23 protein-coding genes are annotated in these 22,862 nt (G+C 72.0%); 7 read left to right on the top strand and 16 right to left on the bottom strand.

Annotated features, from left to right (window positions below; genetic code table 11):
• Window positions 1–6: 6 nt before the first annotated feature.
• From AC07FJ_RS08860 to AC07FJ_RS08850, 3 genes are all read right to left on the bottom strand, one after another.
• A complete protein-coding gene (locus AC07FJ_RS08860; RefSeq protein WP_479046816.1) occupies window positions 7–1,146 on the bottom strand; it encodes an MAB_1171c family putative transporter in 1,140 nt (379 codons plus the stop codon).
• Window positions 1,143–1,658 carry a hypothetical protein gene (locus AC07FJ_RS08855; protein ID WP_479046814.1) on the bottom strand — a complete coding sequence of 172 codons (516 nt, stop codon included), beginning with the start codon at window positions 1,656–1,658 and terminating at the stop codon, window positions 1,143–1,145. The genes AC07FJ_RS08860 and AC07FJ_RS08855 overlap by 4 nt, the downstream gene beginning before the upstream one ends.
• A gap of 762 nt (window positions 1,659–2,420) precedes the next feature.
• The gene (locus AC07FJ_RS08850) at window positions 2,421–3,341 is read right to left on the bottom strand and encodes a TolB-like translocation protein (RefSeq protein ID WP_479046812.1); all 921 of its coding nucleotides are present in this window, start codon (window positions 3,339–3,341) and stop codon (window positions 2,421–2,423) included.
• 260 nt (window positions 3,342–3,601) lie between these two features.
• On the opposite strand from AC07FJ_RS08850, the gene AC07FJ_RS08845 reads away from it, so the two are divergent.
• Entirely contained in the window at window positions 3,602–4,642 is a 1,041-nt protein-coding gene (locus AC07FJ_RS08845; protein WP_479046810.1) for a vWA domain-containing protein, read from the top strand.
• A 522-nt stretch (window positions 4,643–5,164) separates the two neighbouring features.
• Here the strand turns inward: AC07FJ_RS08845 and AC07FJ_RS08840 are convergent.
• Together AC07FJ_RS08840 and AC07FJ_RS08835 are read right to left on the bottom strand one after the other, a co-directional pair.
• On the bottom strand, window positions 5,165–5,491 hold the full coding sequence (locus AC07FJ_RS08840; RefSeq protein WP_479046807.1) for a hypothetical protein: 327 nt from the start codon (window positions 5,489–5,491) through the stop codon (window positions 5,165–5,167).
• The gene (locus tag AC07FJ_RS08835; RefSeq protein ID WP_479046806.1) at window positions 5,481–6,083 is read right to left on the bottom strand and encodes an RNA polymerase sigma factor; all 603 of its coding nucleotides are present in this window, start codon (window positions 6,081–6,083) and stop codon (window positions 5,481–5,483) included. The genes AC07FJ_RS08840 and AC07FJ_RS08835 overlap by 11 nt, the downstream gene beginning before the upstream one ends.
• 353 nt (window positions 6,084–6,436) lie before the next feature.
• Here AC07FJ_RS08835 and thpR point away from each other — a divergent pair, with 353 nt between their 5' ends.
• Window positions 6,437–7,018, top strand: a complete 582-nt coding sequence (gene thpR, locus AC07FJ_RS08830) for an RNA 2',3'-cyclic phosphodiesterase (RefSeq protein WP_479046803.1) — start codon at window positions 6,437–6,439, stop codon at window positions 7,016–7,018.
• A 97-nt stretch (window positions 7,019–7,115) separates the two neighbouring features.
• Window positions 7,116–7,577 carry a VOC family protein gene (locus AC07FJ_RS08825; protein ID WP_479046800.1) on the top strand — a complete coding sequence of 154 codons (462 nt, stop codon included), beginning with the start codon at window positions 7,116–7,118 and terminating at the stop codon, window positions 7,575–7,577.
• A gap of 28 nt (window positions 7,578–7,605) precedes the next feature.
• Here the strand turns inward: AC07FJ_RS08825 and AC07FJ_RS08820 are convergent, their stop codons facing one another.
• Both AC07FJ_RS08820 and AC07FJ_RS08815 read right to left on the bottom strand, forming a co-directional pair.
• Window positions 7,606–7,800, bottom strand: a complete 195-nt coding sequence (locus AC07FJ_RS08820; RefSeq protein WP_479046798.1) for a hypothetical protein — start codon at window positions 7,798–7,800, stop codon at window positions 7,606–7,608.
• An 83-nt stretch (window positions 7,801–7,883) separates the two neighbouring features.
• The gene (locus AC07FJ_RS08815; protein ID WP_479046796.1) at window positions 7,884–8,762 is read right to left on the bottom strand and encodes a polysaccharide deacetylase family protein; all 879 of its coding nucleotides are present in this window, start codon (window positions 8,760–8,762) and stop codon (window positions 7,884–7,886) included.
• A gap of 296 nt (window positions 8,763–9,058) precedes the next feature.
• On the opposite strand from AC07FJ_RS08815, the gene AC07FJ_RS08810 reads away from it, so the two are divergent.
• On the top strand, window positions 9,059–9,574 hold the full coding sequence (locus tag AC07FJ_RS08810; RefSeq protein WP_479046793.1) for a hypothetical protein: 516 nt from the start codon (window positions 9,059–9,061) through the stop codon (window positions 9,572–9,574).
• Between the two features lie 26 nt (window positions 9,575–9,600).
• On the opposite strand, the gene AC07FJ_RS08805 is transcribed toward AC07FJ_RS08810, so the two are convergent.
• From AC07FJ_RS08805 to AC07FJ_RS08790, 4 genes are all read right to left on the bottom strand, one after another.
• Complete coding sequence (locus AC07FJ_RS08805; RefSeq protein ID WP_361427394.1) at window positions 9,601–9,795, bottom strand: hypothetical protein; 195 nt, start codon at window positions 9,793–9,795, stop codon at window positions 9,601–9,603.
• Window positions 9,796–10,071: 276 nt separating this feature from the next.
• Entirely contained in the window at window positions 10,072–10,893 is an 822-nt protein-coding gene (locus tag AC07FJ_RS08800) for a lipase family protein (RefSeq protein ID WP_479046791.1), read from the bottom strand.
• Window positions 10,894–11,060: 167 nt separating this feature from the next.
• A complete protein-coding gene (locus AC07FJ_RS08795) occupies window positions 11,061–11,699 on the bottom strand; it encodes an isochorismatase family protein (RefSeq protein WP_479046789.1) in 639 nt (212 codons plus the stop codon).
• A 66-nt stretch (window positions 11,700–11,765) separates the two neighbouring features.
• Window positions 11,766–12,761: a GlxA family transcriptional regulator gene (locus AC07FJ_RS08790; RefSeq protein WP_479046787.1), complete on the bottom strand. Its 996-nt coding sequence runs from the start codon at window positions 12,759–12,761 to the stop codon at window positions 11,766–11,768.
• 331 nt (window positions 12,762–13,092) lie between these two features.
• On the opposite strand from AC07FJ_RS08790, the gene AC07FJ_RS08785 reads away from it, so the two are divergent.
• Window positions 13,093–14,919 (top strand): amidohydrolase, encoded by a 1,827-nt coding sequence (locus tag AC07FJ_RS08785; protein WP_479046785.1) that lies wholly within the window; start codon window positions 13,093–13,095, stop codon window positions 14,917–14,919.
• Between the two features lie 62 nt (window positions 14,920–14,981).
• On the opposite strand, the gene AC07FJ_RS08780 is transcribed toward AC07FJ_RS08785, so the two are convergent.
• A complete protein-coding gene (locus tag AC07FJ_RS08780; RefSeq protein ID WP_479046782.1) occupies window positions 14,982–15,197 on the bottom strand; it encodes a ferredoxin in 216 nt (71 codons plus the stop codon).
• 5 nt (window positions 15,198–15,202) lie between these two features.
• The gene (locus AC07FJ_RS08775; RefSeq protein WP_361427379.1) at window positions 15,203–16,396 is read right to left on the bottom strand and encodes a cytochrome P450; all 1,194 of its coding nucleotides are present in this window, start codon (window positions 16,394–16,396) and stop codon (window positions 15,203–15,205) included.
• A 123-nt stretch (window positions 16,397–16,519) separates the two neighbouring features.
• On the opposite strand from AC07FJ_RS08775, the gene AC07FJ_RS08770 reads away from it, so the two are divergent.
• Entirely contained in the window at window positions 16,520–17,305 is a 786-nt protein-coding gene (locus AC07FJ_RS08770) for a TetR/AcrR family transcriptional regulator (RefSeq protein ID WP_479046780.1), read from the top strand.
• Window positions 17,306–17,414: 109 nt separating this feature from the next.
• The gene (locus AC07FJ_RS08765; RefSeq protein WP_479046778.1) at window positions 17,415–18,056 is read left to right on the top strand and encodes a carbonic anhydrase; all 642 of its coding nucleotides are present in this window, start codon (window positions 17,415–17,417) and stop codon (window positions 18,054–18,056) included.
• 101 nt (window positions 18,057–18,157) lie between these two features.
• On the opposite strand, the gene xdhC is transcribed toward AC07FJ_RS08765, so the two are convergent.
• The 3 genes from xdhC to AC07FJ_RS08750 are packed head-to-tail and all read right to left on the bottom strand — an operon-like array spanning window position 18,158 to window position 22,843.
• On the bottom strand, window positions 18,158–18,979 hold the full coding sequence (xdhC, locus tag AC07FJ_RS08760) for a xanthine dehydrogenase accessory protein XdhC (RefSeq protein WP_361427373.1): 822 nt from the start codon (window positions 18,977–18,979) through the stop codon (window positions 18,158–18,160).
• Between the two features lies 1 nt (window position 18,980).
• Window positions 18,981–21,362 carry a xanthine dehydrogenase molybdopterin binding subunit gene (gene xdhB, locus AC07FJ_RS08755; protein ID WP_479046777.1) on the bottom strand — a complete coding sequence of 794 codons (2,382 nt, stop codon included), beginning with the start codon at window positions 21,360–21,362 and terminating at the stop codon, window positions 18,981–18,983.
• On the bottom strand, window positions 21,359–22,843 hold the full coding sequence (locus AC07FJ_RS08750) for a xanthine dehydrogenase small subunit (protein ID WP_479046775.1): 1,485 nt from the start codon (window positions 22,841–22,843) through the stop codon (window positions 21,359–21,361). Before AC07FJ_RS08750 ends, xdhB begins: the two co-directional genes overlap by 4 nt.
• Between the last annotated feature and the right edge of the window lie 19 nt (window positions 22,844–22,862).

Below are 22,862 nucleotides of genomic sequence, written 5' to 3'. Positions count from 1 at the left end.
CCTCGTTCAAGAATGTGCGGCCAAGGCTTGGGAGAGCCGGGTCAACTGCCGTACGTCGTCTTCCAGGCCGCCGCCGCCCCCTTCGGGCAGGGCAACCGCAACCGCCTGCGACGGCGCGTCCTCACCCGAGGCGTACGCCCGCAGCGCGGTTCTCAGATGGCGCGCCGCGACCTCGGGCGAAAGGGGCGCTTCGGCGTCGGCCGTGGCCGCCTCCAGCGCCAGATAGGGACTGATCCGTACGAGACCGTCACGGCACTCGATGACACGCCGGTAGTAACGCCGGTGGACGCTCCGCGGACTCGGCAGGCCCCAGCGGCGACCGACCCGCGGGCGTTCGAGCGCGTCCTGCGGGAACGCGGTGTGCAGCGCCGTCCATAGTGGGGCCAGCTCGCGGTAGACGCGCGCGTGGTGCCACCACAAACGGAGACTGGCCCAGCGCGTCACGAGCCCGGGATACACCACGCCGGCCACGAACAGCGGGATCGCCAGGTCCAGTAGGAGCTTCGCCCCCATGATCACCGGCTGGGGAACGGCTCCGCCGAGCAGCCGTACGAGCGTGAGGCACTCCCGTGCCGCCGAAGCCAGCACTATGCCGGTCAGGGCGGCCGCCACCATCCACAACCCGGTCACCAGCGGTCGGCTCGCCAGCCTGGCATACCGCACCGTCCAGAACAGCGCCATGGCCAGGGCGTACGTGAGATAGGCGCCTGCCGAGAGGTAGAAGACGGCGACTCCGGGCACGCGCATGTCCGCCGTGGCGTACGTATGGCTGCGTTCGACGTGCGGCGTCATGGCCATGGCCACGCAGACGGTCACCGCGGTCAACGCGAACGGCACCGCTTCCCCTCGCACCCGCGCCCGAGCGGCCGCCGGGTCCGACGCCGAATGGATGAAGAAGCACCCCAGGAAGTACACGGTGCCGAGCAGGCAGAGGTTCTGCACCAGCTTGGCGATGCCGTCCCCGGTGAAACCGTCGACGAGCCGGACACCTGCGGGGAGGCCGAACGGGAAGGACAGTCCCGCGCACAGCAGGCAGAGGAAGACCGCGCGTAGCAGACGGTCGGACGGATCACGCAGCACCTGCCGTCCCGTCCACAGCAGCGAGCCGTACAGGACGACGGCGAGCACCAGGGACAGCACGGTCACAACCACCCCTGCCGGTCCGCCAGCGCCGTGTGCACCCGGCGGGCCGAGACGTCACCGGGCGCGCGGGGCGTGACCCGGTCGAGTACGGAGGCCCACTCGAGGATGATGGTGGCGACGAGTTCGGCCTCCCGCTCCCGGTCCTCGGTGTAGGAGGTGCGTCTCAGCGCACGGTTGATCACTTCGGCCGAAAGGTCCGGCAGCAGCTCCCGCCAGACGGCGTCGTCCGACTCGTCCCCTCGGTGGTCCGCCAGGATGTGCCCGACCTCGTGCAGGATGATGTGGTCCTGGTGCGCCTTGCTGGTTTCCTTCTGGTGGAAGATGTAGTCCGCGTGGGGGCCCGCGATCCACAGCCCGTATGGGCCGGGGACAGGCAGGGGGTACGGGACCAGCCGGATCGGCCGCCCCCGGTGCTCACCGAGGAGCCGGCACAGCTCGGCGACCCGGAGGGGTGGGGTGATGCCCAGTTCCCTGAGGATGCTCCGGCATCGCCTGCGTAACGCGCGTTCGTTCACGAGCTGACTCCGCTGGTGGATATCCCCGTCCCGGGATGCCATTCAACGGTGCCGGGCCGTCATGATCCAGGACGGTTTCGGTCATCGTCCTGGCCGGTCCCCGGGCCTGCCCGGCGGCGAGGTCCGGGGGTGTTCGGGTATGCGACGATCACAGGGTGCGGTGGCAATGAGGCTGATGATCTTTCCGAGAGGAGTCAGGTGGAGGACGACGAGATTCGCTCGCACTTCGACGGCCGTGCCCGAGTCGAGCTGCTGCCCGGCCAGTTCACCGTCGCGAGGCAGCGCCGGGCCGACGACATAGCCCACGCGCTCGGCTACCGGCTGCTCAGCGTCCACAACGTCTGGCCCAGCGGTGTCCGGCTCGTCTACGAGCGCGACGACGCGCCCCAGGCACGCCGCCGCAGGGAGCTCACCATCGCCCGGCTACGCGCTGGTGGACCGCTGTTGTCGGACATCGAGCCGCCCCCGCCACCGCCGCCGGGCCCGCCGCCTCCGGCACCCACACGGCCTCCCCGGCAGCCGCGCCGGCCACCCACGGAGCCCCCGCCGCCCCCTGCCAGCGCGCCACCAGCGGGGCCCCGGATTCCGCCACGGCCTCCCTTCCCGCCTCCCCCGCCTCCGCCACCTCCGCCCCCGAACGCCCCAACCGCCTGACGGACTTGTCCCGTGCCGACGTGATGCCCTGCGTGGCTCGCCACGCGGCTGTGACAACGCGGCTGCGCGCGGCACGGGACGCCGGGACCACGACGAAGGTGACGGTCCCTACGACGCCGCCCCGGCGTCCGCCCGCCTCGGATCGGGGTTCCCCTGGGCAAGGTTCCGGTTCCCCGTGGCAGCGGTCTCCGGCAGCAGCTCCCCGGACAGCGTCACGGGCTCGACGCGGCTGCGTGCGCCTTCCGAGCCGTACATCAGGGCCCTGCCGTCGAGGGTGAACGTGACGGACTCACCCTGGCGTTGCAGCGGTACGGCAGGCCGCCGGCCGATCTCGGCGGGTCGGCCGTCGCGCCACCGGTAGGCGCGGGCCTCGAAGTAGCCGCGTACGACGAGCCGGGTGCCGTCGGGCGAGAAGGCGCCGTCGGTGGCCCACACGTTGATGTCGGCGACGCGCTTGAAGGTAGTGACGCCGGAGGGCGAAAGGACGGTGGGCGACTCGTAGAGAGCGCCCTTGCCGGACCTCTTCTTGCTGACGATGTAGACACGCCCGGTCTTCGGGTGGACCATCAGCGATTCGGCGTCGCGGGGCCCGTCCTCGTAGCGGACGGTGTAACGGGTGGCGGGGAGGGTGGCGTCCTTGAGCTGCGTGGGCTCGGGGAAGCGGTAGATCCACACCTCCGACCAGCTGCTGCGGTTGTCCCCGATGTCGGCGAGGTAGAGGTTGCCGTCGGGCCCGAGCGAGACGGCTTCGACGTCGCGCGGATCGACCCCGGCGAGGGTGAGGGTGGCGACCGTCCGCCCGGTGCGGCTGTCGACGGCGTACACGTGGGCGCCGTCACCGCTGTCGTTGTGCGTCCAGTAGACACCGGGATGCAACCGGCTGGCGGCGAGACCGCTGGACTCCTTGATGCGGGAGTCCTCGATGGTGAACGCGGAGGGCGCTCGTTCCTCGGCGCCGGCGGGGGCGGCCGTGGCCGTGGCGGCACACAGAGCGGCGGCGAGCGCGGTCGTGATACGTCGACTGATCATGCCCGGTGAACGATCGAGTACCGGCCCTGTCACACCCGGTCGGCGTACGGCCCGCTCTCCCCTGGACCGGCAAAAGCTCCGGGTGCGCGCCGTCGGGCTCTGACCGCGAGCGCGGCGGCAGAAGGCGGCGGCTGTTCGGTGCCGCCCGGGACGAGGCGGGGCGGCCGTGCGGTCAGCGCCCCGGCGCGGCCTGGATCAAGATCGATTGTCAGTGGTGGGTGAGAGGATCTGAGCATCACGTCGGAAGAGGGGGATCTTTCATGTCGGGACAGCAGAACTACATCAATCACGTCGCTCTTGTGCTGGATGCCAGTTCGTCCATGTCACACCTGAGCCACAAGGTCATCGAGGTCGCCGACCAGCAAATCGCCTATCTGGCCCGCCGGTCGGAGGAACTGGACCAGGAAACCCGCGTCACCGTGTACGTATTCGCGGGACAGGTGGAGTGCGTCATATACGACAAGGACGTGCTGCGGATGCCGTCCTTGAAGCAGTTGTACCGGGTCGGTGGAATGACGGCGCTGCTGGCGGCCACGCTGAAGTCACAGAGTGAACTCGCGCAGACGGCTCAGCTGTACGGGGACCACAGCTTCCTGACGTTCGTCCTGACCGACGGTCAGGAGAACGCGAGTCATCGGTGCCCGGACGCCCCTTCCCGCGATCAGCGGGAGTTGGTGCAGGCCGTGGCCAAGATGATCGACACCCAGGAGGACAACTGGACGCTCGCCGTGCTCGTGCCGGACCAGATGGGCAAGCGCGAGGCCATGCAGTACGGGTTCCCCAAGGACAACATCGCCATCTGGGACGCCACGAGCACACAGGGTCTGGAGGAGGCCGGGCAGGTCATCCAGGAGGCCACCGAGAAGTTCATGGTGGGCCGCACCAAGGGCATCCGGGGATCGCGGGCGGTGTTCTCCACCGGTGCGGACGCGGTCAACAAGGACACCATCAAGGCAGCCGGTCTCGCGCCGGTGGATCCGTCCCAGTACCAGCTCATTCCGGTGACTCGCGCGGCGGCCATTCGGGAGTGGGTGACCGAGAACGGGCACACTTACCGCACCGGAGGTTGTTTCTACCAGCTGAGCAAGTCGGAAAAGATCCAGGCCCGGAAGCAGATCGCGGTGCTGGAGAAGAAGACGGACCGCGTGTACACGGGGCCGGAGGCGCGAGCCCTGCTCGGCCTGCCGGACATGGAAGTGCGCATCAAGCCGGACCACAACGACGACTTCACGATATTCGTGCAGAGCACGAGCGTGAATCGGAAGCTTGTGCCGAATACGCGGCTGTTGCTCATGAACTGATATCGCGGAGCCGCGCCGGTCCGCCCGAGCGGGCTGCCGTTCGCGGTGCGCGGGCGGTTTATGCCGGGTGGGTGCCGACCACCGTCGAACTCACCGACGATCCCGGCTCACCGCTCAACCAGCGTGCCGGGGCCGAGGGCGTTGTCGGCGGACAACCAGCCGATGCCGAGGGGGTCGCCGCGCCCGAACGCCGCTCCCCCGCGGCTGCGTCCGGAATCCGCCGACGCGGCCGAGTCAGAGCGGAAGTCGGAGTCGGGCAGGGGATCGGTGGTCGTCGGGGTGGAGGCGGCGGGGGCTGGGTGGTGTGGTGCCGGGCCAGTCGGGTGCGTCGATGCCGCGCTGCCGCGCTGCCGGCGCCACGCTTCCCCTTCCCCTTCCCCGACTGTGGCCTGGGGCGCCCTGTTCCTTGGGCTCATACACAGGCCCCGCCCTGCCGGCCCGCCCTCCTCACATTCCATCGGCGCCGGGGACGCCGAACCGCTGCTCGTCGTCTTCCGCGCCACGGTCTGTTGACCGGCAGCACTAGCTTCCGGCGCGGGTCAGTTCGCACCTCCCCTCCGCGCAGGACCGGCGTAGCCGGCCGGCCGAGACCGTCTCCGCGAGGCCGATCGCCCAGCACATCGGGCAGCCCCGCAGCGCGACCAGGCCGGCCGGGGCGAGCAGGAGGCTCGCCGGGCCGGTGACCGGCAGCAGGGCCAGGGACGCGACGAGCGCGCCGAAGCCGAGTGCGCCGCGGGCTAGATGGCGCGGAACGGTGGCGCTCGCGAAGCCCCGGGGCGCCGGTGCGCCACGCGCGCCGGCGGCGCCGGGGGCGGCGTGAGGTGTCGTCGTGGTCGGTTCAGGTGTCATCGTCGGTGCCCTTCGTTCCGGCCGGTTCGTCGCGCAGTGCTTCCCGTACCGCCGAACGGGCCCGGTGGAGGCGGGACTTCATCGCGGCGGTGCTCAGCCCGAGCCGGTCGGCGACGGTGCGGCCGGGCAGCCCCTGGATGTCCCGCATGACCAGCACCTGCCGCTGGTCGTCGGGCAGGGCCGCCACGGCGGCGGCGACGCGTTCGGCCTCCAGACGCAGCAGGACGTCCTCCTCGGCGGAGCGTGCGGTGCCGCCGGACGCATCGGACCGGCCGGGCGTGTCGAGCCCGCCCGGCACGTCGGTCCCTTTGCGGTGGAGCAGGCTACGGGTACGCCGCAGGCACTCGTTGCGGACGATCCGGAACATCCACGATGCCAGCGCCCCGGAGGCGCGCAGCATGCCGATCTTGCGGTAGAGGATGATCAGCGCTTCCTGGGCGGCGTCCTCGGCGTCTTGGGGTGTGGCGCACAGTGAGTGCGCGAACCGGTGCACATGCGGGTGGGAGCCGTACACCAGCGCGGTGAGCGCCTCGGCGTCGCCGCGTTGCGCCGCGGCGACCAGGGTCGCGCCGGGCCAGGTGGGGTCAGCCACGCTGACGCCTCCGGCGGCGCAGCAGTGTGGCGGTGCACGCGCACAGCAGCAGCACGGCGGCCGCGGCGGCGATGACGGCGGTGGTCATGGGGTCCTCCCGGTAGGGGTGCGCGGCGGACACGGTTGTCCGCACACGTATGAGAGGCGCGGCGGGCGCGGAAGGATTCACGCTGTCCGCACTCCGGTGGTGCAGGACCCTCCGCGCGTGCGAGTCCCCGGGGCGCCGACGGGCGACGAGGGCCCGGTCATCGTACGGTCGCCCACTTCTCCGCCCGTTCCTCACCGGGTGGCCGCACCGGCCGTCGGACTGTCCCGCCGTCGACGTCGGGCGCCGGTGGTGTACGAAGTCCTTCGTGAACGAACAGATTCCGGCCGCGACCATCCGCGTCTTCATAGCCCTCGCACCGCCCGACGACGCCAAGGAGGAACTGGCGCAGGCGCTGCGACCCGCCTACGACGCCTATCCGCGCCTGCGGTGGAACCGCATCGAGGACTGGCACATCACCCTGGCGTTCCTCGGTGAGCTGCCGAGGTCCGCCGTCTCGCTCCTGCAGCCGCCCCTCGCGGAACTGGCGGCCCGGCACCAGCCCCTGCACCTGGCCCTGCGCGGTAGCGGACACTTCGACGAGCGTGTGCTGTGGAGCGGGATCGGCGGCGACCTCGAAGGTCTGCGGCTGCTCGCCGGCGAGGTGCGGACGCTGGTCAAGGAGCACGGTGTCGCCTTCGCCGACCGGCCGCTGAACCCGCACCTGACCCTCGCCCGGGCCCGCCGCGACGACACCTCCAGCGTGGTGCAGGCCGCCGAGGGACTTTCCGCGTTCACCGGCCGTACATGGCCGGCCGAGCGGCTGCACCTGGTCGGCAGCAACTACGGCCGCGGCCCGGGCCCGATCCAGTACCGCGACGTCGACTCCTGGCCCTTCAGCGGCAGCTGAGCGAAGCGGACCGGTTCTGTCCGCCACAGGTGTCAGGGTGGCCCTCGGTACCGAGACAAGCCGTCGAGACGAAGCAATGACGAACGGAGCGACCCCGATGAGCCGCCACATCCAGATCACGTTCGACGCCCACGACCCGCGGGCACTGTCGTCCTTCTGGCGCGACGCGCTGGGCTACGTCCACCCGGGTCCGCCCGGGGTCGACCTGCCCGAGGGCGCCGACCCGCTGGCCGCGTGGGACGACTTCCTCGCGCGGATCGGCGTACCGGAGGAGGAGCGCAGCACCCGGTCGGCCCTCGAGGACCCGGACGGGCACGGCCCGCGACTGTTCTTCCAGCAGGTCCCCGAGGGCAAGGTCGCCAAGAACCGCGTGCATCTCGACGTCCGTGCGGCTCCGGGACTGCAGGGGGAGGAGCGGATGGCGGCACTGGAGGCCGAATGCGACCGGCTCGTCGCGCTCGGAGCGACGCGGGTACGTCGCTTCGAGCCCGCTCCCCCGATGAGCGCGGGGTTCATCGTGATGACCGACCCCGAGGGCAACGAGTTCTGCCTGGACTGACCCGGGACCCGCGCATCGGCCGCGCCCGTCAGGCCCGGCCGCCACGCCCCGCCTCGTACGACACGACGAGCCGTCCGGCCGCCTGTACCTCCGAGGACACCGAGGTGAGCCGGGCCGGGGCCGCGGACTCCGGTGAGATCACGACCTGGCCGCCGCGTACGGGGGAAGCGCCGCCGAGCGGGAAGGCGTGGAGCTGGAGACCGGTGTCGTAGTCGGAGGCCACGGCATGCACGGCGCCGGCGCAGCGCCGAGCGTGCTATGCCGTCCCCTGCCTGGCCGAATCCGCCGCGGGACCAGCCGCTTTGCTCACCGGCCGCTGTGGCGGCATACCCCCGGCGCGCGCTGTGCGCCGCCGCCTCCACGGAGAACGGTACGGAGGTCGATGACGCGGTATCCCCGGGCGGTGAACGCGTCGAGGATGAGCGGCAGGGCCTGGGCGTCGATCACCTCGCCGCCGCCGTCGCGGGCGCCGACGTGCATCTGCACGATGGCTCCCGGGCGCAGGGCGTCCAGCGCTCTGCGCACCGCGCGGTCCACGGTCATGCCGCCCTCGGTTCCCTTCCATCCGTTGGTGTCGGTGGTGAACTCCACGTCCGCGAGCCCGAGTGCGTTGACCTCGTCGATGTGAGCGGGGCTGGTCTCGCTGTAGGGGAAGCGGAAGAACGGCGTGCGGGCCGCTCCCGCGCCGGCCGCGCGCAGGGCCCGGTCCGCCGCGAGGACCTCGCGGACTCTGCCGGCCGGCGTCAGGTCCTTGAATTGGGGGTGGCTGTAAGAGTGGTTGCCCAGGCCGTGCCCGGCTGCCGCGATCCTCCGGACCACCTGGGGGTTGCGGTCGGCGAACTCGCCCGTGAGGAAGAACGCGGCAGGCGTCCGGCGGCGGGCCAGCTCGTCGAGGACGCGGCCCAGGCCGGCGTCGTTCCACGCCGCGTTGAACGTCACCGCGACGACCCTCTCGCAGGTGCGGATCACGCGGTTCTCCGAACCGAACAAGGACCGCAGACCCTCCTCCTCGTCGTCGTCCACGGCCGCCGCGAGGCGGGGAGGCCCCGTCCGGGCAAGCGCGTCCGCTGCCGAAGCCGGGGCTGGCGGGGCGGCGCCGTACGAGACGGCGAACAGGGCGGCGGCTGCCACGAGCAGGCGGTGGGACAGGGGGCCGTGTGCGGCGAACAGACCACGCGTCGTCATACCGGCCTCATCGGCCGGCCGTTGACCGCTCTTGAGCGCGGACGGCCCCCGGTCACGTACGCCTGCCTGTCGCGTACGTCTGTACGTTCGCCGCCTTCCGAGGCCTGCACCCCGCGCCGAGGGTCGCGCGTCACCACGCGGGCTCCGCGTATCCGCCGCGCGTGTCGGCGGCCGTCCCTCCGATACGACTTGTACGCGCGAGCGGGTGACACGCGGGCCGTTGTGCTGCGGTGCGGAAGCCCGCCCTTCTACGAAGGCGTGATGAAGCACACCGCCGCCTCCCCGTTGGGAAGACCATGAAGAAGCATGTCGCCGTCGCCCTCGCCGCAGCCGCCCTCGCGATTCTGGCCGTCGCCGGCTACTTCACCCACCGCCACGTCACCGCTCCCTCCGCGCGGAGCGCGACCGTCACCGTCCACGCCCCCGAAAGCGCCCGGAGGATCGTCGGCAGCGCCGATGACGTCTTCCACGGCACCGTCATGCGCCACGCCGGGCGGCGTACCATCGCCGAGATCCCCTCTGACCTGTACGAGGTGCGCGTCGGGCACGTCTTCAAGGGCGGAGTGCGCGGCACGATCACGCTGACACAGCCCGCGGACAAGCCACGCCTGGCCATCGGCGGGAAGTACGTCTTCGCCACCGCGTCGTGGCACGACGCGAGCGACGAACACGCCGTGCTGGCGAACGCCCGCCCCGCCCCGGCAGCCGACCTCGGCGCGCCCGTGCGGGGAGCGGGTGGCGGCTCGTCGCCGACCGTCGCCGAGTACTGGCGGGACGCGGTCGATCACCAGATCGGCGCCCCCCGCTCGTGACCGGGCCGGCGGCCCGCCGGTGCGGGTCAGCCGAGCTGGTCCTCAGGGTGCGCCTGGGTCTTCAGCGTCCAGTACTCGCCCGAGCAGCCGGTCGGCAGCGGCGGGAAGCGGTGGCCCTTCACGTCCGTGCTCCAGTGGTGCTCGCCGCCGCAGTCGCACTCGTAGATCCCGCTGGCCGGCACGATCTCGCCGGGGTGCCACGACGTCTTCTCCTCGCCCATGCACTCAGGTCTACGACGCCGGCCGCGAGGCCGCCACCCGGGCGTCCGAACGGCCCTGGGGCCGGACCGCGGTGCCGAGGGCGGTCGGGATGTCGCCGGAGGCGTTCGGGGGCCGGCACGTCCCTGGCCGGCAGGGGCGCGGGCCGAGAGGCCCGGGAGGACCGGCGCGGTCGGTGGGGTAGGCGCCGTGTACGGCCGCCGGCTCCCATCGCCCCTGCCCTGGCGGCCGGCGGCCGTGCGGTGAGGTCTCCCGCCGGCCCGGGGGCGAAGTGGCGATCAGTGCAGGTTCTTCTCCAGGGCGGAGACGTACCGGTGCATGAAGTGGTCCCGCACTCCGTCGCTCGCCGGGGCGAGGAGGTCGGCGGTCGCGCCCTTGACGCGGTCGGTCAGGATGCCGAGCACCGGCATCGAGCTGCGGATCCTGCCGTGGGAGTCGATGTAGCGCAACGTGTCGACGTGGGTGTACGCGGGCTCCGGGGGCAGCTGCGGGACGATGTCGTTGTTGTTGACGAAACGGTGCAGCCGGTCCTTGAAGCCCTTGTTGCAGGCGGCCGCGAGCAGCCGGTCGCAGGTGCGGGGCTGGCCGTAGGTGTAGATGCCGTCGGCCTGGAGGCGTGGCTCCTCCAGGTACATGCGGCAGCCGGCGAGCATCGCGAGGGCGCCGCCGAGGCTGTGCCCGGTGAACCAGACGGTCTGGTCGCCGTCGCGGAGTTCGGCGAGGGCGTCCCTGACGGCGGGGAAGACGGAGTCGAGGGCCTCGCCGAAGCCGTAGTGGATGTAGCCGGTGCCGGCGGGGCCGGGCCAGGGCGGGGTGGTGGCGTCGGAGAGCCAGTCGCGGATCTGCGCGGGCTCGGTGCCCCGGAACCCGGTGATGATCATGTGGTCGCTGGCCATCGTGTACGCCTGGGTGTCCTGGAGGGGGAACGGCGGCGTGAACCGGGTGTGGTGGTGGCGTACCTCGTCGAAGCCCCACTCGCGGGCCTTGCGCGCGATGGTCGCCTCGTCCTTGTACGCCAGGTCGGCCGCCTGGGCCATCCAGTAGGCGAGCTGGACGCTGTAGCCCCTGGCGTGGTGGTCGATGGTGGAGGGCACGGTCATGGCGGGTTCCTTCGTGTCACGGCGTCGCCCGAGAGGGGCGGAGGCACAGGGTCCGTATCCCCGTCTGCCGCGGGCGGGTCCTGCGCCCCCTGCCGTTGTTCACCCGAAAGGTCTTCGCCCCTCTCCGAGCCCTCCCCCGAGCCGTCCTCCGATCCCTCCCCCAGCCGTCAGGCCGTGAGGTCCCGCACCCGGCGCGCTATCGGGCCGAACAAGTCGGCGATGGTGGCCAGGGCGGCATTGTGCAGGACCTCGGCGGGCAGGGCGGTGCCGTCGGGGGCGGGCAACGCGCGGGTGGCGCTGGCCTCGGCGACGACGGTGGGACGGTAGCCGAGGTTGAAGGCGCCCTGTGCGGTGAAGGTGACGCACATGTGGGTCATGAATCCGGCCAGCACCAGTTCCGGACCCGCGCCCAGCTCGCCCAACGTCTTCTGCAGCTCGGTGTCGTGGAAGGCGTTCGGAACCCGCTTGACCACCACCGGCTCCCCCTCGACCGGGGCGACTTCGGGGCTGATGGCGCCGATCTCGGCGCGGATGTCGTACGGGGTGCCCTCGCCGCCGTCGTTGACGACGTGCACCACGCGCGCGCCCTGCGCCCGGGCGGCGGACAGCAGCCGCGCGGCGGCGGCCAGAGCTTCCTCGGCTCCCTCCAGGGCCATGACGCCGGTGCGGTAGGTGTTCTGGAAGTCGATCATGACGAGGGTGGCGTCGGCGAGGTTCGGCAGCTCGTTGTGCAGACCGATCACCTCGCGCAGGGTCGCGGACACGGGCGTGGGCGTGGACGCAGACATGGATATGGGCGTGGACATGGTGGTCTTCCTCTCGAAGGGGGGTGAAGCCGGGCCGGTGTTGGTCCGGGCCGGGCTGTCGGCCGGTCAGGCCGTGGTCGTACGGAACCGGCGCCGGTACGCGGCGGGGCTCGTGGCGATCTGCCGCCGGAAGGCGCGGTGGAGGGTCTCCACCGAGCGGAGCCCGGTGGCCCGGGCGATCTCCTCCAGGGGCTGGTCGGTGGTTTCCAGCAGGCGGCGGGCGGCCTCTACCCGCAGCGCCTCGACGTACGCGGCGGGGGTCGTCCCGGTCTCCTGGGTGAAGACGCGGGCGAAGTGTCGCTCGCTCAGGCACATGCGGGCCGCCAGCGCGGCCGCCGACAGGTCCGCGGTGAGGTGGTCGGCGACATACAGGCGCAGTTCGTCGATGTCCCTGCGGGACGTCGGCGGCCGGCTGATCGGCACGCTGAACTGGCTTTGGCCGCCCTGCCGTTTGAGGTACACCACCAGGTGGCGGGCGACCGCGAGCGCGAGGTCCTCGCCGTGGTCCTCCGCGACCAGGGCGAGGGCCAGGTCCAGGCAGGCGCTGATGCCCGCCCCGGTCCACACCCGGCCGGAGCGGATGAAGATCGGGTCGGGGTCGACGGTGACCCGCGGGTGGTCGGCGGCGAGCCGGTCGGCCGTGGACCAGTGGGTGGTCGCGGCCTTGCCGTCCAGCAGACCGGCCGCCGCCAGCAGGTGCGCACCCACGCACACGGAGGCGATCCGCCGCGCGTGGGGAGCGGTGTCCCTGATCCAGTCCACGACGTGGCGGTCGATCCGGGGCCGGGGGCCGTCGGCGTGCGCCTCCACCGCGCCGGGGACGAGGAGCGTGTCCACCGCGGCGCCGACGTCGGCGAAGCCGATGTCGGTGACGAGGCGTACGCCCGCCGAAGTGGCGACCGCCTCCCCGGCCTGGCCGGGCCCGGCCAGGCGCACCTGGTAGCGAGCGCGGCCGCGCGACTCCCGGTTGGCCAGCGTGAAGACCTCGGCCGGCCCGGTGACGTCGAGCAGGTCGACGTCGGGGAAGACCGCGATCACGACGCGGTGACTGATCTTGGGCATGTCCACATCGTCGGTCCGCGGCCGGTACGGCCGCAATGACGAGCTTGTGTCACATCCGGACGTCTCCCGAAGCGGGCGGGAGGGCCGTCGACGGCTCCCCCACCGGGATACCTGTAGAAGGAAAGGAAAATTTGGAAAGGGACGAATCGGGCGCAGCTGCGGTTTCCAGCTTGCGGAAGTGCGCGCCATGGGCGCACGTTTCCGCAGTGGCACCCGCGGCTACCTCTTCGCTTCCCGGGCGGGATAGGGCTACGCACCTTGGAAATAGAGGCAGTTACTCCCTCGCCGTGATCACCCGGGCACGGAAACCGCAGGCTCTACGGTCCTCCATGTGACGCAGGACCCACAGAGCACGAGGTCGAAGATGATGAGCGGTACTCCACGACGCCGGACGGTTCTGGCCACCGGCGCGGTCGCCGCGACGGCGGTCCTTCTCGACGGTTGCGCACCGGGTGACGAGAAGCCCGAGCGCGGTGCCGATCTCGTGCTCACCGGCGGTTACGTCTACACCGTCGACGCCGAGGACAGCGTGCACCAGGCGCTGGCGGTCTCCGGCGGGCGCATCGTCTACGTCGGCACCGACAAGGGGGCCTCCCGCCACATCGGCAAGGGCACCGAGGTGGTCGACCTGCGCGGCAGGATGGTCATGCCGGGTCTGCACGACGGGCACCTCCACCCGATGTCCGGCGGGCAGGGGCTGCTCGGCTGCGACCTCGCGTACGCACCGCTCACGGTCGAGGAGTTCCAGGGCCGGATCCGGGCGTATCTGGAGAAGACCAAGGGCGAGAAGCCCGACAGCTGGGTCCAGGTGGAGCACTGGTACGCCCAGGCCATGCGCCCGTCGGGGACCAAGGTGACCAAGGTCGACCTGGACGTGCTGGACACCGAACGGCCCATCGTCGTCAAGTCCACGGACGGACACACCGTGCTGGTGAATAGCCGGGCCCTGGAGATCGCCGGGATCACCGCCGCGACCAAGGACCCGTCCAACGGCACCATCGCGCGGGACGCGAAGGGCGAGCCGACCGGCATCCTGGAGGACGGTGCGGGCGATCTCGTCACGGCGAAGATCCCCCGGCCGACCGCCGCGGAGAACCTGAAGATCGCCCGCACCGCCTTGGCCGCGCTCGCCGAGCAGGGGGTGACCACCTTCATGGACGCCATGGCGTCCGAGGAGGCCATCGGCTCCTTCTCCTCCCTCGCCAAGGAGGGCGAGCTCACCGCACGGGCCCACTTCGCCCCGCTGGTGAACGTGGGCGACGAGCGTCCGGTCGAGAAGGTCACCGCGCTGCGCGACCGCTACGACGGGGGCGCGATCGCCGCCAAACCGGCGGTCGCGGTACGCAACACGAAGCTGTTCCTCGACGGCGTACTGCAGTACCCGGCCCAGACCGCCGGGCTGATCGAGCCCTACCTGGAATGCGGCCACGGCGCGTGCCGCCCCGGGACGAAGACCGGCGCCCAGTACTGGAAGCAGGAGCAGCTCGACGACATCGTCCTCGAGCTGACGAAAGCCGGGCTCGACCCGCACATCCACGCCATCGGCGACCGGTCGGTCCGTACCGCCCTCAACTCCTTCGCCCGCGTCCGCGAGCAGGGCGACCGCACGAGCCGGCTCACCGTCGCCCACGCCGAACTGGTCGACCCCGCCGACATCAAGCGGTTCGGCAGGCTGGACGTCGTCGCCGCCATGGGGTTCCACTGGGCCAAGCCCGCCCCCGACTCCGTCGAGTCGGTCAAGCCGTACCTCGGGACCAAACGCTGGGCGCTGTACGAGCCGGAAGGGGACATCTTCCAGAGCGGCGGCCGCATCTCGCTGGGCAGCGACTGGCCGGTCGACCCGCTCGACGAGTGGACCGCCATCAAGACGGTCATCACCCGCACCGCCGCCCCCGACAGCCCCTACGCCAAGCAGGGCCCGATGACGCCGCACCAGCGCCTGAGCCGTGCGGCCGCCCTGCGCGCGGCCACCGTCAACGGCGCGTACCAGCTCCGGCAGGAGAAGCACACCGGCTCGCTGGAGACCGGCAAGCTCGCCGACCTGATCGTGCTGGACCGCAACGTCATGAAGGTCCCCGACGAGGAGATCGCCCAGACGAAGGTGCTGCTGACCATGGTCGGCGGCACGGTCGTGCACGGCAGCACCGACCTCGACTGATCCCGACGGGGTCCCCGCCGTGCCCCGGTCGCCCCGCCGGCGACCGGGACGCGGCGCGCGTGTCAGGGGCGCGGGCCGACGGTGCGGTGGCCGTCGCGCACGACGATGGCCAGTGCCGGGCAGGAGTCGGCCGCGTCCAGGGCGCGTTCGTCGGGAGCGAGCTCCTCGCGGACCGGCTCCGCCCACTCGCCCTCCAGGCGGAACAGGTCCGGGGCCAGGCCCGCGCACATGCCGGAGCCCATGCACTGGTCCTGGGCCACCTCCAGGGTCCAGGTCACCGCGGTCACCACCCCACCGGCATCACACGCGGCCCGCGGACCAGCATCTCGTTCTTCCAGGCGACGTCACCCGCGAGGTGGATCCGGGGAAAGCGGGTGATCAGCGCCTGGAGCGCCTCCTGGAGTTCGAGGCGGGCCAGCGGCGCGCCCAGGCAGTGGTGGACGCCGTGGCCGAAGCCGAGGTGCTGCACCCCGGTGCGGGTGACGTCCAGCCGGCCCGGCGCGTCGAACTTGAGCGCGTCGCGGTTGGCCGCGCCGACCGCCACCAGCACCGGCTCCCCCGCGCGTACCAGGGTGCCGCCCACCTCGATGTCCTCCTTGGCGTAGCGGGGGAACGCCGCCGCGCTGCCGAGGGGGACGAAGCGGAGCAGTTCCTCGACCGCGCCCGCGATGAGCTCCGGCCGCTCGCGGAGCAACTGGAGCTGGTCGGGGTGTTCGAGGAGCGCGTAGAGGAAGTTCGGGATCTGGCTGGCCGTGGTCTCGTGGCCGGCCACCAGGATGCCGACGCACAGGTCGACCAGTTCCAGCTCGGTGAGCCGGTCCCCGGTGTCGCGGGCCTCGATCAGCCCCGTCATCAGGTCGGGGCGGGGGCTGACGCGGTGGTCCTCGATCAACGCCGCCATGTAGGCGCGCAGGTCCTCGCGGTGGCGCAGGAACTCCTCGGCGGTCAGCGAGCTCGTGGACAGGGCGGCGTCGCTCCACACCCGGAACTTGGGCCGGTCCTCCTCCGGGACGCCCAGCATCCGGCAGATCACGGCGACCGGGATGGGCAGCGCGTACGACTCGACGAGGTCGGCGGGCGGTCCGGCGGCCTCCATCTCGTCGAGGAAGCCGTGCGCCAGGTCCCGTACCTGCGGGCGCAGCTTCTCCACCTGGTGGACCGTGAAGGCCTTCGCCACCAGCGTGCGCAGCCGGGTGTGCTCGGGCGGGTCCATGCTGAGGATGCCGGCGTCCTGCCGCCCCTCGGACTGGCGGGGCTCGTCGTGCTGCAGTGCGTCCGCCCGGCTGAAGCGCCGGTCGCCGAGGACCAGGCGGGCGTCGGCGTACCGGGTGGCCAGCCAGGCGGGCTCGCCGTAGGCCATCCGTACGCGTAACAGGCCGGGGCGTTCGAGCGCCTCGGTGTACGCCTCGGCCAGGCCGAGCCCTTCGGGCTCGTTGAACGGGTAGACGAGCGGGGCCTGCTCGTCAGTGGTCGTCATCGGGGGTGACCTCCCTGGTGTAAGCAGCTGCTTACGAACCTAGGGTGGGGCGGGTGGACAGTCAACGGCGGCCGGGGCGAAGGCCCTTGGACGATGCGCCGGACGAGGGAGGGGTGGCGGAAAATGGCGGTTGCGAAGGCCGTGGGGGAGGCGGTGGGTAAGCCTGCGGCGGAGGCCGGGCCGGCCGTCGACGGGGCGGGGGCGGAGCCTGCGGCGGAAGCCGGGCCGGCGGGCGGGATGGGGACGAAGCCTGCGGCGGAGGCCGGGCCGGCCGTCGACGGGACGGGCGCGGAGCCCGCGCAGACGGGCACGACGACCCGGGAACGGTTGCTGGCGGCCGCGTCGGCCCTGTTCGCCGAGCGGGGTTACGACCGGGCGACGGTACGGGACATCGCCGCCCGCGCGGGGGTCAACCAGGCGCTGCTGTTCCGCCATTTCGGCTCGAAGCAGGCCCTCTTCGGTGAGGTGGTCGCGCAGGGCGGGCACGAGCAGCTGCGCAGCACGCCGCCGGAGCGGTTGGTCGAGGTCGTGTTGCGGAGCCTGCTGCATCCCACCTCCGAGGGCGAACACGCGGGGACGGGCCGGTCGCTGGCGACCCTGCTGCGTTCGGTGGGCGGCGACGACGAGGTGGGGGCGGTGGTGACCGCGCTGGGTGACGAGTACGCCCGCGCCCTCGCCACCCTGAGCACCGCGGACGACCGGGGGCTTCGCGCCGATCTCGCGCTGTCGTGGCTCCTGGGCATCGGCCTGATGCGGGTGGTGGTCGGCAGGCAGCCCCTGGCCGACGCCGACGCCGACGACGTGTGCCGTCTCGTCGGGGGCGCGCTGGGCCACCTGCTGGAGGGGCTGCCCGCGCCGCCCGGGCACGGCGACGCAGACGAGTCGTTCACCGGTGAGACCCCGCGGTGACATGTGCCGGCCATGGTGCGGGGACACGGTCCGGGATACTCGCGGATCATCCGGACATCCGCGGGCCCCGCTGCAGCTCCCTGCGAGGTCAGGGCCGTAATCTGGTCCCATGACTCCTGCCCAGACGTTGACGCCCCGTGAAGCCTTCGAGGTGCTGCTGGTCGGCAACAAGCGATTCGTCGCTGGTTCGCCGGAGCACCCCAACCAGGACGCCGCCCGCCGGGCCGAGACCGCGCCGGCCCAGTACCCGTTCGCCGTGATGTTCGGCTGCTCGGACTCCCGGCTGGCCGCCGAGATCGTCTTCGACCGCGGGCTCGGCGATCTCTTCGTCGTACGGACCGCCGGGCACGTGGTCGGATCCGAAGTGCTGGGCAGCATCGAGTACGCGGTCAGCGTGCTCGGCAGCCCCTTGGTCGTGGTCCTCGGCCATGACGCCTGCGGCGCGGTCGCGGCCACCCGCGCGGCCGTCGAGGAGGGCACGGCCGTCGGCGGGTACGTGCGGGACGTGATCGAGAGGGTGACCCCCAGCGTGCTGGCCACCCGCGCCGCCGGCCACACCGAGGACGCGGACTTCATCACCGGGCACATCCGGCACACCGTCGATCTCCTGCTGGACCGCTCCAAGGTCCTGGCCGAGGCCGTCGCGGGCGGCCGGGCCGCCGTCGTGGGCCTGTCGTACCGGCTCGCCGACGGCACGGCCCAGCTGGTCACCGCCCGAGGCCTCGACCCGGAAACCGCCTCCGTCTCCTGACCTCCTGACCTCCTGACCCCTGCCCTCCTGGCCGCCGGCCCCTCTCCGCGGGTCGGCGGCCCACCCGTCGTGTCCACGGGCCCGACGGCCGACGGCGAGGGCTACCGCGCCGGTGGGCGGTGTTCCCGCTCGAAGGTCAGGAGCAGGTCGGCCGCGACGCTCACCGCGATCGTGGCGGGTTCCTTGCCGGTGATCCCGGTGATGCCGATCGGGGTCCTGATCCGGTCGATGGTGGCGGCGTCGTGGCCGCCCTCGGTGGCCAGACGATGCCGGAACCGCGTCCACTTGGCGGCCGAGCCGATCAGTCCGATCGAGCCGAGACCGGTGGTACGCAGGGCGGCGTCGCACAGCGCCGCGTCCTCGGCGTGATCGTGCGTCATGATCAGCACGTGGGTGCCGGGCGCCAGCTCGCCGAGCACCTCCTCCGGAAGCAGCGGTGTGTGGTGCACGTGGACCTGCGCCACCGCGTCCGCGAGCACACCGAGCCGTTCGTCGGTGAGCATGTCGGGGCGAGTGTCCACCAGGTGCAGGTCGAGGTCGTGGCGCGCCAGGATGCGGGCCAGCTCCAGCCCGACGTGTCCGACGCCGAAGACCGCCACCGCGGGGACCACCGGCAGCGGTTCGAGCAGGACGGTGACGGCGCCGCCGCAGCACTGCACACCGTGCCGGCCGGTCACCTTGTCGTTGAGGGCGAACTCCATGAGCTCCGGCTCCGCGTCGGGCGTGGCGATCAGTTCGCGGGCCCGGTCGATCGCGACCGCCTCGATGTTGCCGCCGCCGATCGAACCCCAGGTGTCGGTCCGTCCCACGACGAGTTTGGCGCCGGCCTTGCGGGGTGCGTGGCCGCGCACGGTCGCGACGGTCACGAGCACGCCGGACTCCCGGCGGGCTCGCAACCGCGCGACCGCGGACACCCAGGTCATGTCAGGCATTGCTGAGAGCGGTCGCGTGGGCCGGGGCCTCGCCGCCCTTGCCGCCACCGCGGGCCGCTTCGATCGCCCAGTACACGGCCTCCGGTGTCGCCGGGGAGGCCAGTTCCACGCTGACCCCGTCGGGCCCGAACGCCGCGGCGGCCTGCCGCAACGCCTCCCGGACCGAGAAGGCCAGCATGAGCGGGGGCTCCCCCACCGCCTTGGACCCGTACACCGCGCCCTCTTCGGTGGCGTTCTCGAGCAGCGTGACGTGGAACTCCTCGGGCATCTCCGAGAAGCTCGGCAGCTTGTACGTGCTCGCCGCCTGCGTCAGCAACCGGCCTCGGTGCGGTCCGTCGCCGGTGTCCCAGCGCATGTCCTCGAGCGTCAGCCAGCCCGCGCCCTGCACGAAACCGCCCTCGACCTGGCCGATGTCGATCATCGGGGAGAGGCTGTCGCCCACGTCGTGCACGATGTCCACCCGCCGGATGCGGTACGCGCCGGTGAAGCCGTCCACCTCCACCTCGGTCGCGGCGGCGCCGTGGGCGAAGTACTTGAACGGCGAGCCCCGGAAGGTCTTGGCGTCCCAGTGCAGGCCCTCGGTCCGGTAGAAGCCGGCCGCCGACAGCTGGACGCGCTGGAGGTACGCGGTGCGCACCAGGTCGTCCCAGGCCAGTTCCTTGTCGCTGCCGAGCGCCCGTGCGACGCCCTGGACGATGCGTACGTCCGAGGCGTTCGCCCCGAGCTGGGTGGCGGCCACCTGGAGCAGGCGCGCGCGCAGCTGCTCGCAGGCGTTCTTCACCGCCGCGCCGTTGAGGTCCGCCCCGGCGCTGGCGGCGGTGGCGGAGGTGTTGGGCACCTTGTCGGTACGGGTGGGGGCCAGCCGCACCTTGTGCAGCGGGATACCGAGCGAGGTCGCGGCGACCTGCAGCATCTTGGTGTGCAGGCCCTGGCCCATCTCGGTGCCGCCGTGGTTGATCAGGACGGAGCCGTCCTTGTAGATCAGTACCAGCGCGCCGCCCTGGTTGAAGGCGGTCAGGTTGAACGAGATGCCGAACTTCAGGCCGGTGATCGCGAGCGCCCGCTTGGTGTGCGGGTGCGCGGCGTTGAAGGCCGCGATCTCGCGTCGGCGGTCGTCGATGCCGGCGTTGTCCTTGACCTGCCGCCAGACGGCGGAGATCCGTTCGGGGTGGGTGACCGGCTGTCCGTACGGCGTCGTCTGGCCCTGGCCCGGCCGGTAGAAGTTGCGTTCGCGCAGCTCCGTCGGATCCAGGCCGAGCAGCGGCGCGCACCGGCCCATGATGTCCTCGATCACCAGCATGCCCTGGGGGCCGCCGAAGCCGCGGAAGGCGGTGTTGGAGACCTTGTTGGTCTTGGCGATGCGACCGGCGATGCGGGCGTTGGGGATCCAGTACGTGTTGTCGATGTGGCACAGCGCGCGGGCCACCACCGGCTCGGACAGGTCCAGGCTCCAGCCGCCGTCCGCGGTCAGGGTGGCGTCGAGGGCCTGGATGCGGCCGTCGGCGTCGAAGCCGATCCGCCACGTGGCGTGGAACCCGTGCCGCTTGCCGGACATGGTCAGGTCCTGGGTGCGGTTGAGCCGCAGCCGCACCGGGCGGCCGGTCAGCTTGGCGCCGAGTGCGGCGACGGCCGCGAAGCCGTGCGGCTGCATCTCCTTGCCGCCGAAGCCGCCGCCCATGCGCAGGCACTGCACGGTCACCTCGTGGCTGTGCAGGCCGAGGACGTGCGCGACGATCTCCTGCGTCTCGGACGGGTGCTGGGTGCTGCTCTGGACGAACATCTGCCCGGCCTCGTCCACATGGGCGAGCGCCGCGTGCGTCTCGAGGTAGAAGTGCTCCTGCTCGGAGAACTGGAACTCGCCGGTGAAGACGTGCGCGGAGTCGGCGAAGCCGGCGTCCACGTCGCCCGTCTCCATCATGGGCCGGGCGCCGTGGAAGCTGCCCGCCTCGATGGCATCCCGCAGCGTGACGATGGAGGGCAGTTCGTCGAGTTCCACCTCGACGGCCGCCGCACCGAGCCGGGCCGCCTCCAGGGTTTCGCCGAGCACCCAGGCCACGGCGTGGCCGTGGAACATGACCTCGTCGGGGAAGAGCGGTTCGTCGTGCTTCATTCCGGCGTCGTTGACGCCGGGCACGTCGGCACCGGTGAGGACGCGGACCACACCGGGCACGGCGAGTGCGGGCTCGGTGCGCAGCGCGGTGATCGTGCCGTGGGCCTTCATGACCTGGACCGGGTAGGCGTGCAGGACGTCCTTGGTGCGGTGGACCAGGTCGTCGGTGTAGAGCGCGGCGCCGGTGACGTGCAGGTGGGCGCTCTCGTGCGGCATCGACACGCCGACGGCGGGGTTTTCGGGACGCTCGGACAACTGGCTCATGACGACACCGCCTCGGTGGTTTGCGCGTACAGCTTCCGCAGGCTCTGGCCGAGCATCGCGGAGCGATAGCCGGCGCTGGCGCGGTGATCGTCCATCGGCGTGCCCTGGGCCCGCAGCACCTGGGCCGCGGCCTCGACGGTCTCCGCCGCCCACGGCTCGCCCTCCAGGGCCGCCTCGGTGGCGAGGGCGCGGATCGGGGTGGCGGCCACGCCGCCCAGGCCGATGCGTGCCCTGCGGACGACGCCGTCCTGGATGTCGAGCGCGAAGGCGACGGCCACGCTGGAGATGTCGTCGAAACGCCGCTTGGCGATCTTGTGGAAGGCGACGACCGGCGACAGCGGCAGCGGGACGCGTACCGCGCGGATCAGCTCATCGGGACGGCGCACGCTCTGCCGGTAGCCGGTGAAGTAGTCGGAGAGGGGGACCTCGCGCTCTCCGTCGGCGTCGGCGAGCACCACCGACGCGTCCAGCGCCAGCAGCACCGGCGGGCTGTCGCCGATCGGGGAGCCGGTACCCAGGTTGCCGCCGAGGGTCGCGCTGTTCCGGATGAGCCGGGAGGCGAACTGCGGGAACAGTTCCGCCAGCAGCGGCACGCTGCCGTCGAGGCGGCGTTCGATCTCGGTGAGCGTCAGCGCCGCCCCGATCTCGATGTGGCCGGCTTCGACGCGCAGCTGCCGCAGATCGGGCAGCCGGTCGACGGCGACCACGCAACTCGCCCGGCGGGAGCGGATGTTCACCTCCACGCCCCAGTCGGTGGATCCCGCCACCACCACCGCGTCGGGCCGCTCGCGCAGCAGCCGCAGCGCTTCGGCCAGGGTGCCGGGCCGCAGGAAGGTGCTGTCGCCCTGGGTGTACGCGGTGGCGACCGGTGCGGGCGGGGACTGCTCGCGGCGCTGGGCCAGCGGGTCGTCCTCGGCGGGCGCGCCGACGGCGAACGCGGCGTCGCGGATCGGGCGGTAACCGGTGCAGCGGCACAGGTTTCCGCTCAGCGCGTGCAGGTCGAAGCCGTTCGGCCCGTGCTCGGGGTCGGTGTCGGTATGGGTGCCGGTGTCGCCGCCGGCCGGTTCCGCGTGTGCGCAGCGGCCGGGCCGGTAGTACTCGGCGGCCATGCTGCAGATGAAGCCCGGTGTGCAGTAACCGCACTGGGAGCCGCCGCGGACCGCCATCTCCTCCTGCACCGGGTGCAGCACGGCGGGCTCGCCGGCTTCGCCGGGGGTGGCGAGACCCTCGGAGGTGACGATCTCCTGACCGTCGAGGGCCGCGACCGGGACGAGGCAGGCGTTGACCGCCACCCAGTCGGTGGGCTTGTCCGTCCCGGGGCGGGCCACAAGGACGGAACACGCGCCGCATTCACCCTCGGCGCAGCCCTCCTTCGTGCCGGTGAGGCCGCGCTCGCGCAGGAAATCCAGCACCGTGGTGTGGGGTGCTGCCGGGGAAATCGGTGCTTCTTTCCCATTGACCGTGATCCGCGCCGCTACCATGGCACGTCCTCATTTCCGG

This window comes from Streptomyces sp. NPDC045998, assembly GCF_056430285.1.
This window is presented reverse-complemented; position numbering and strand designations above follow the sequence as displayed.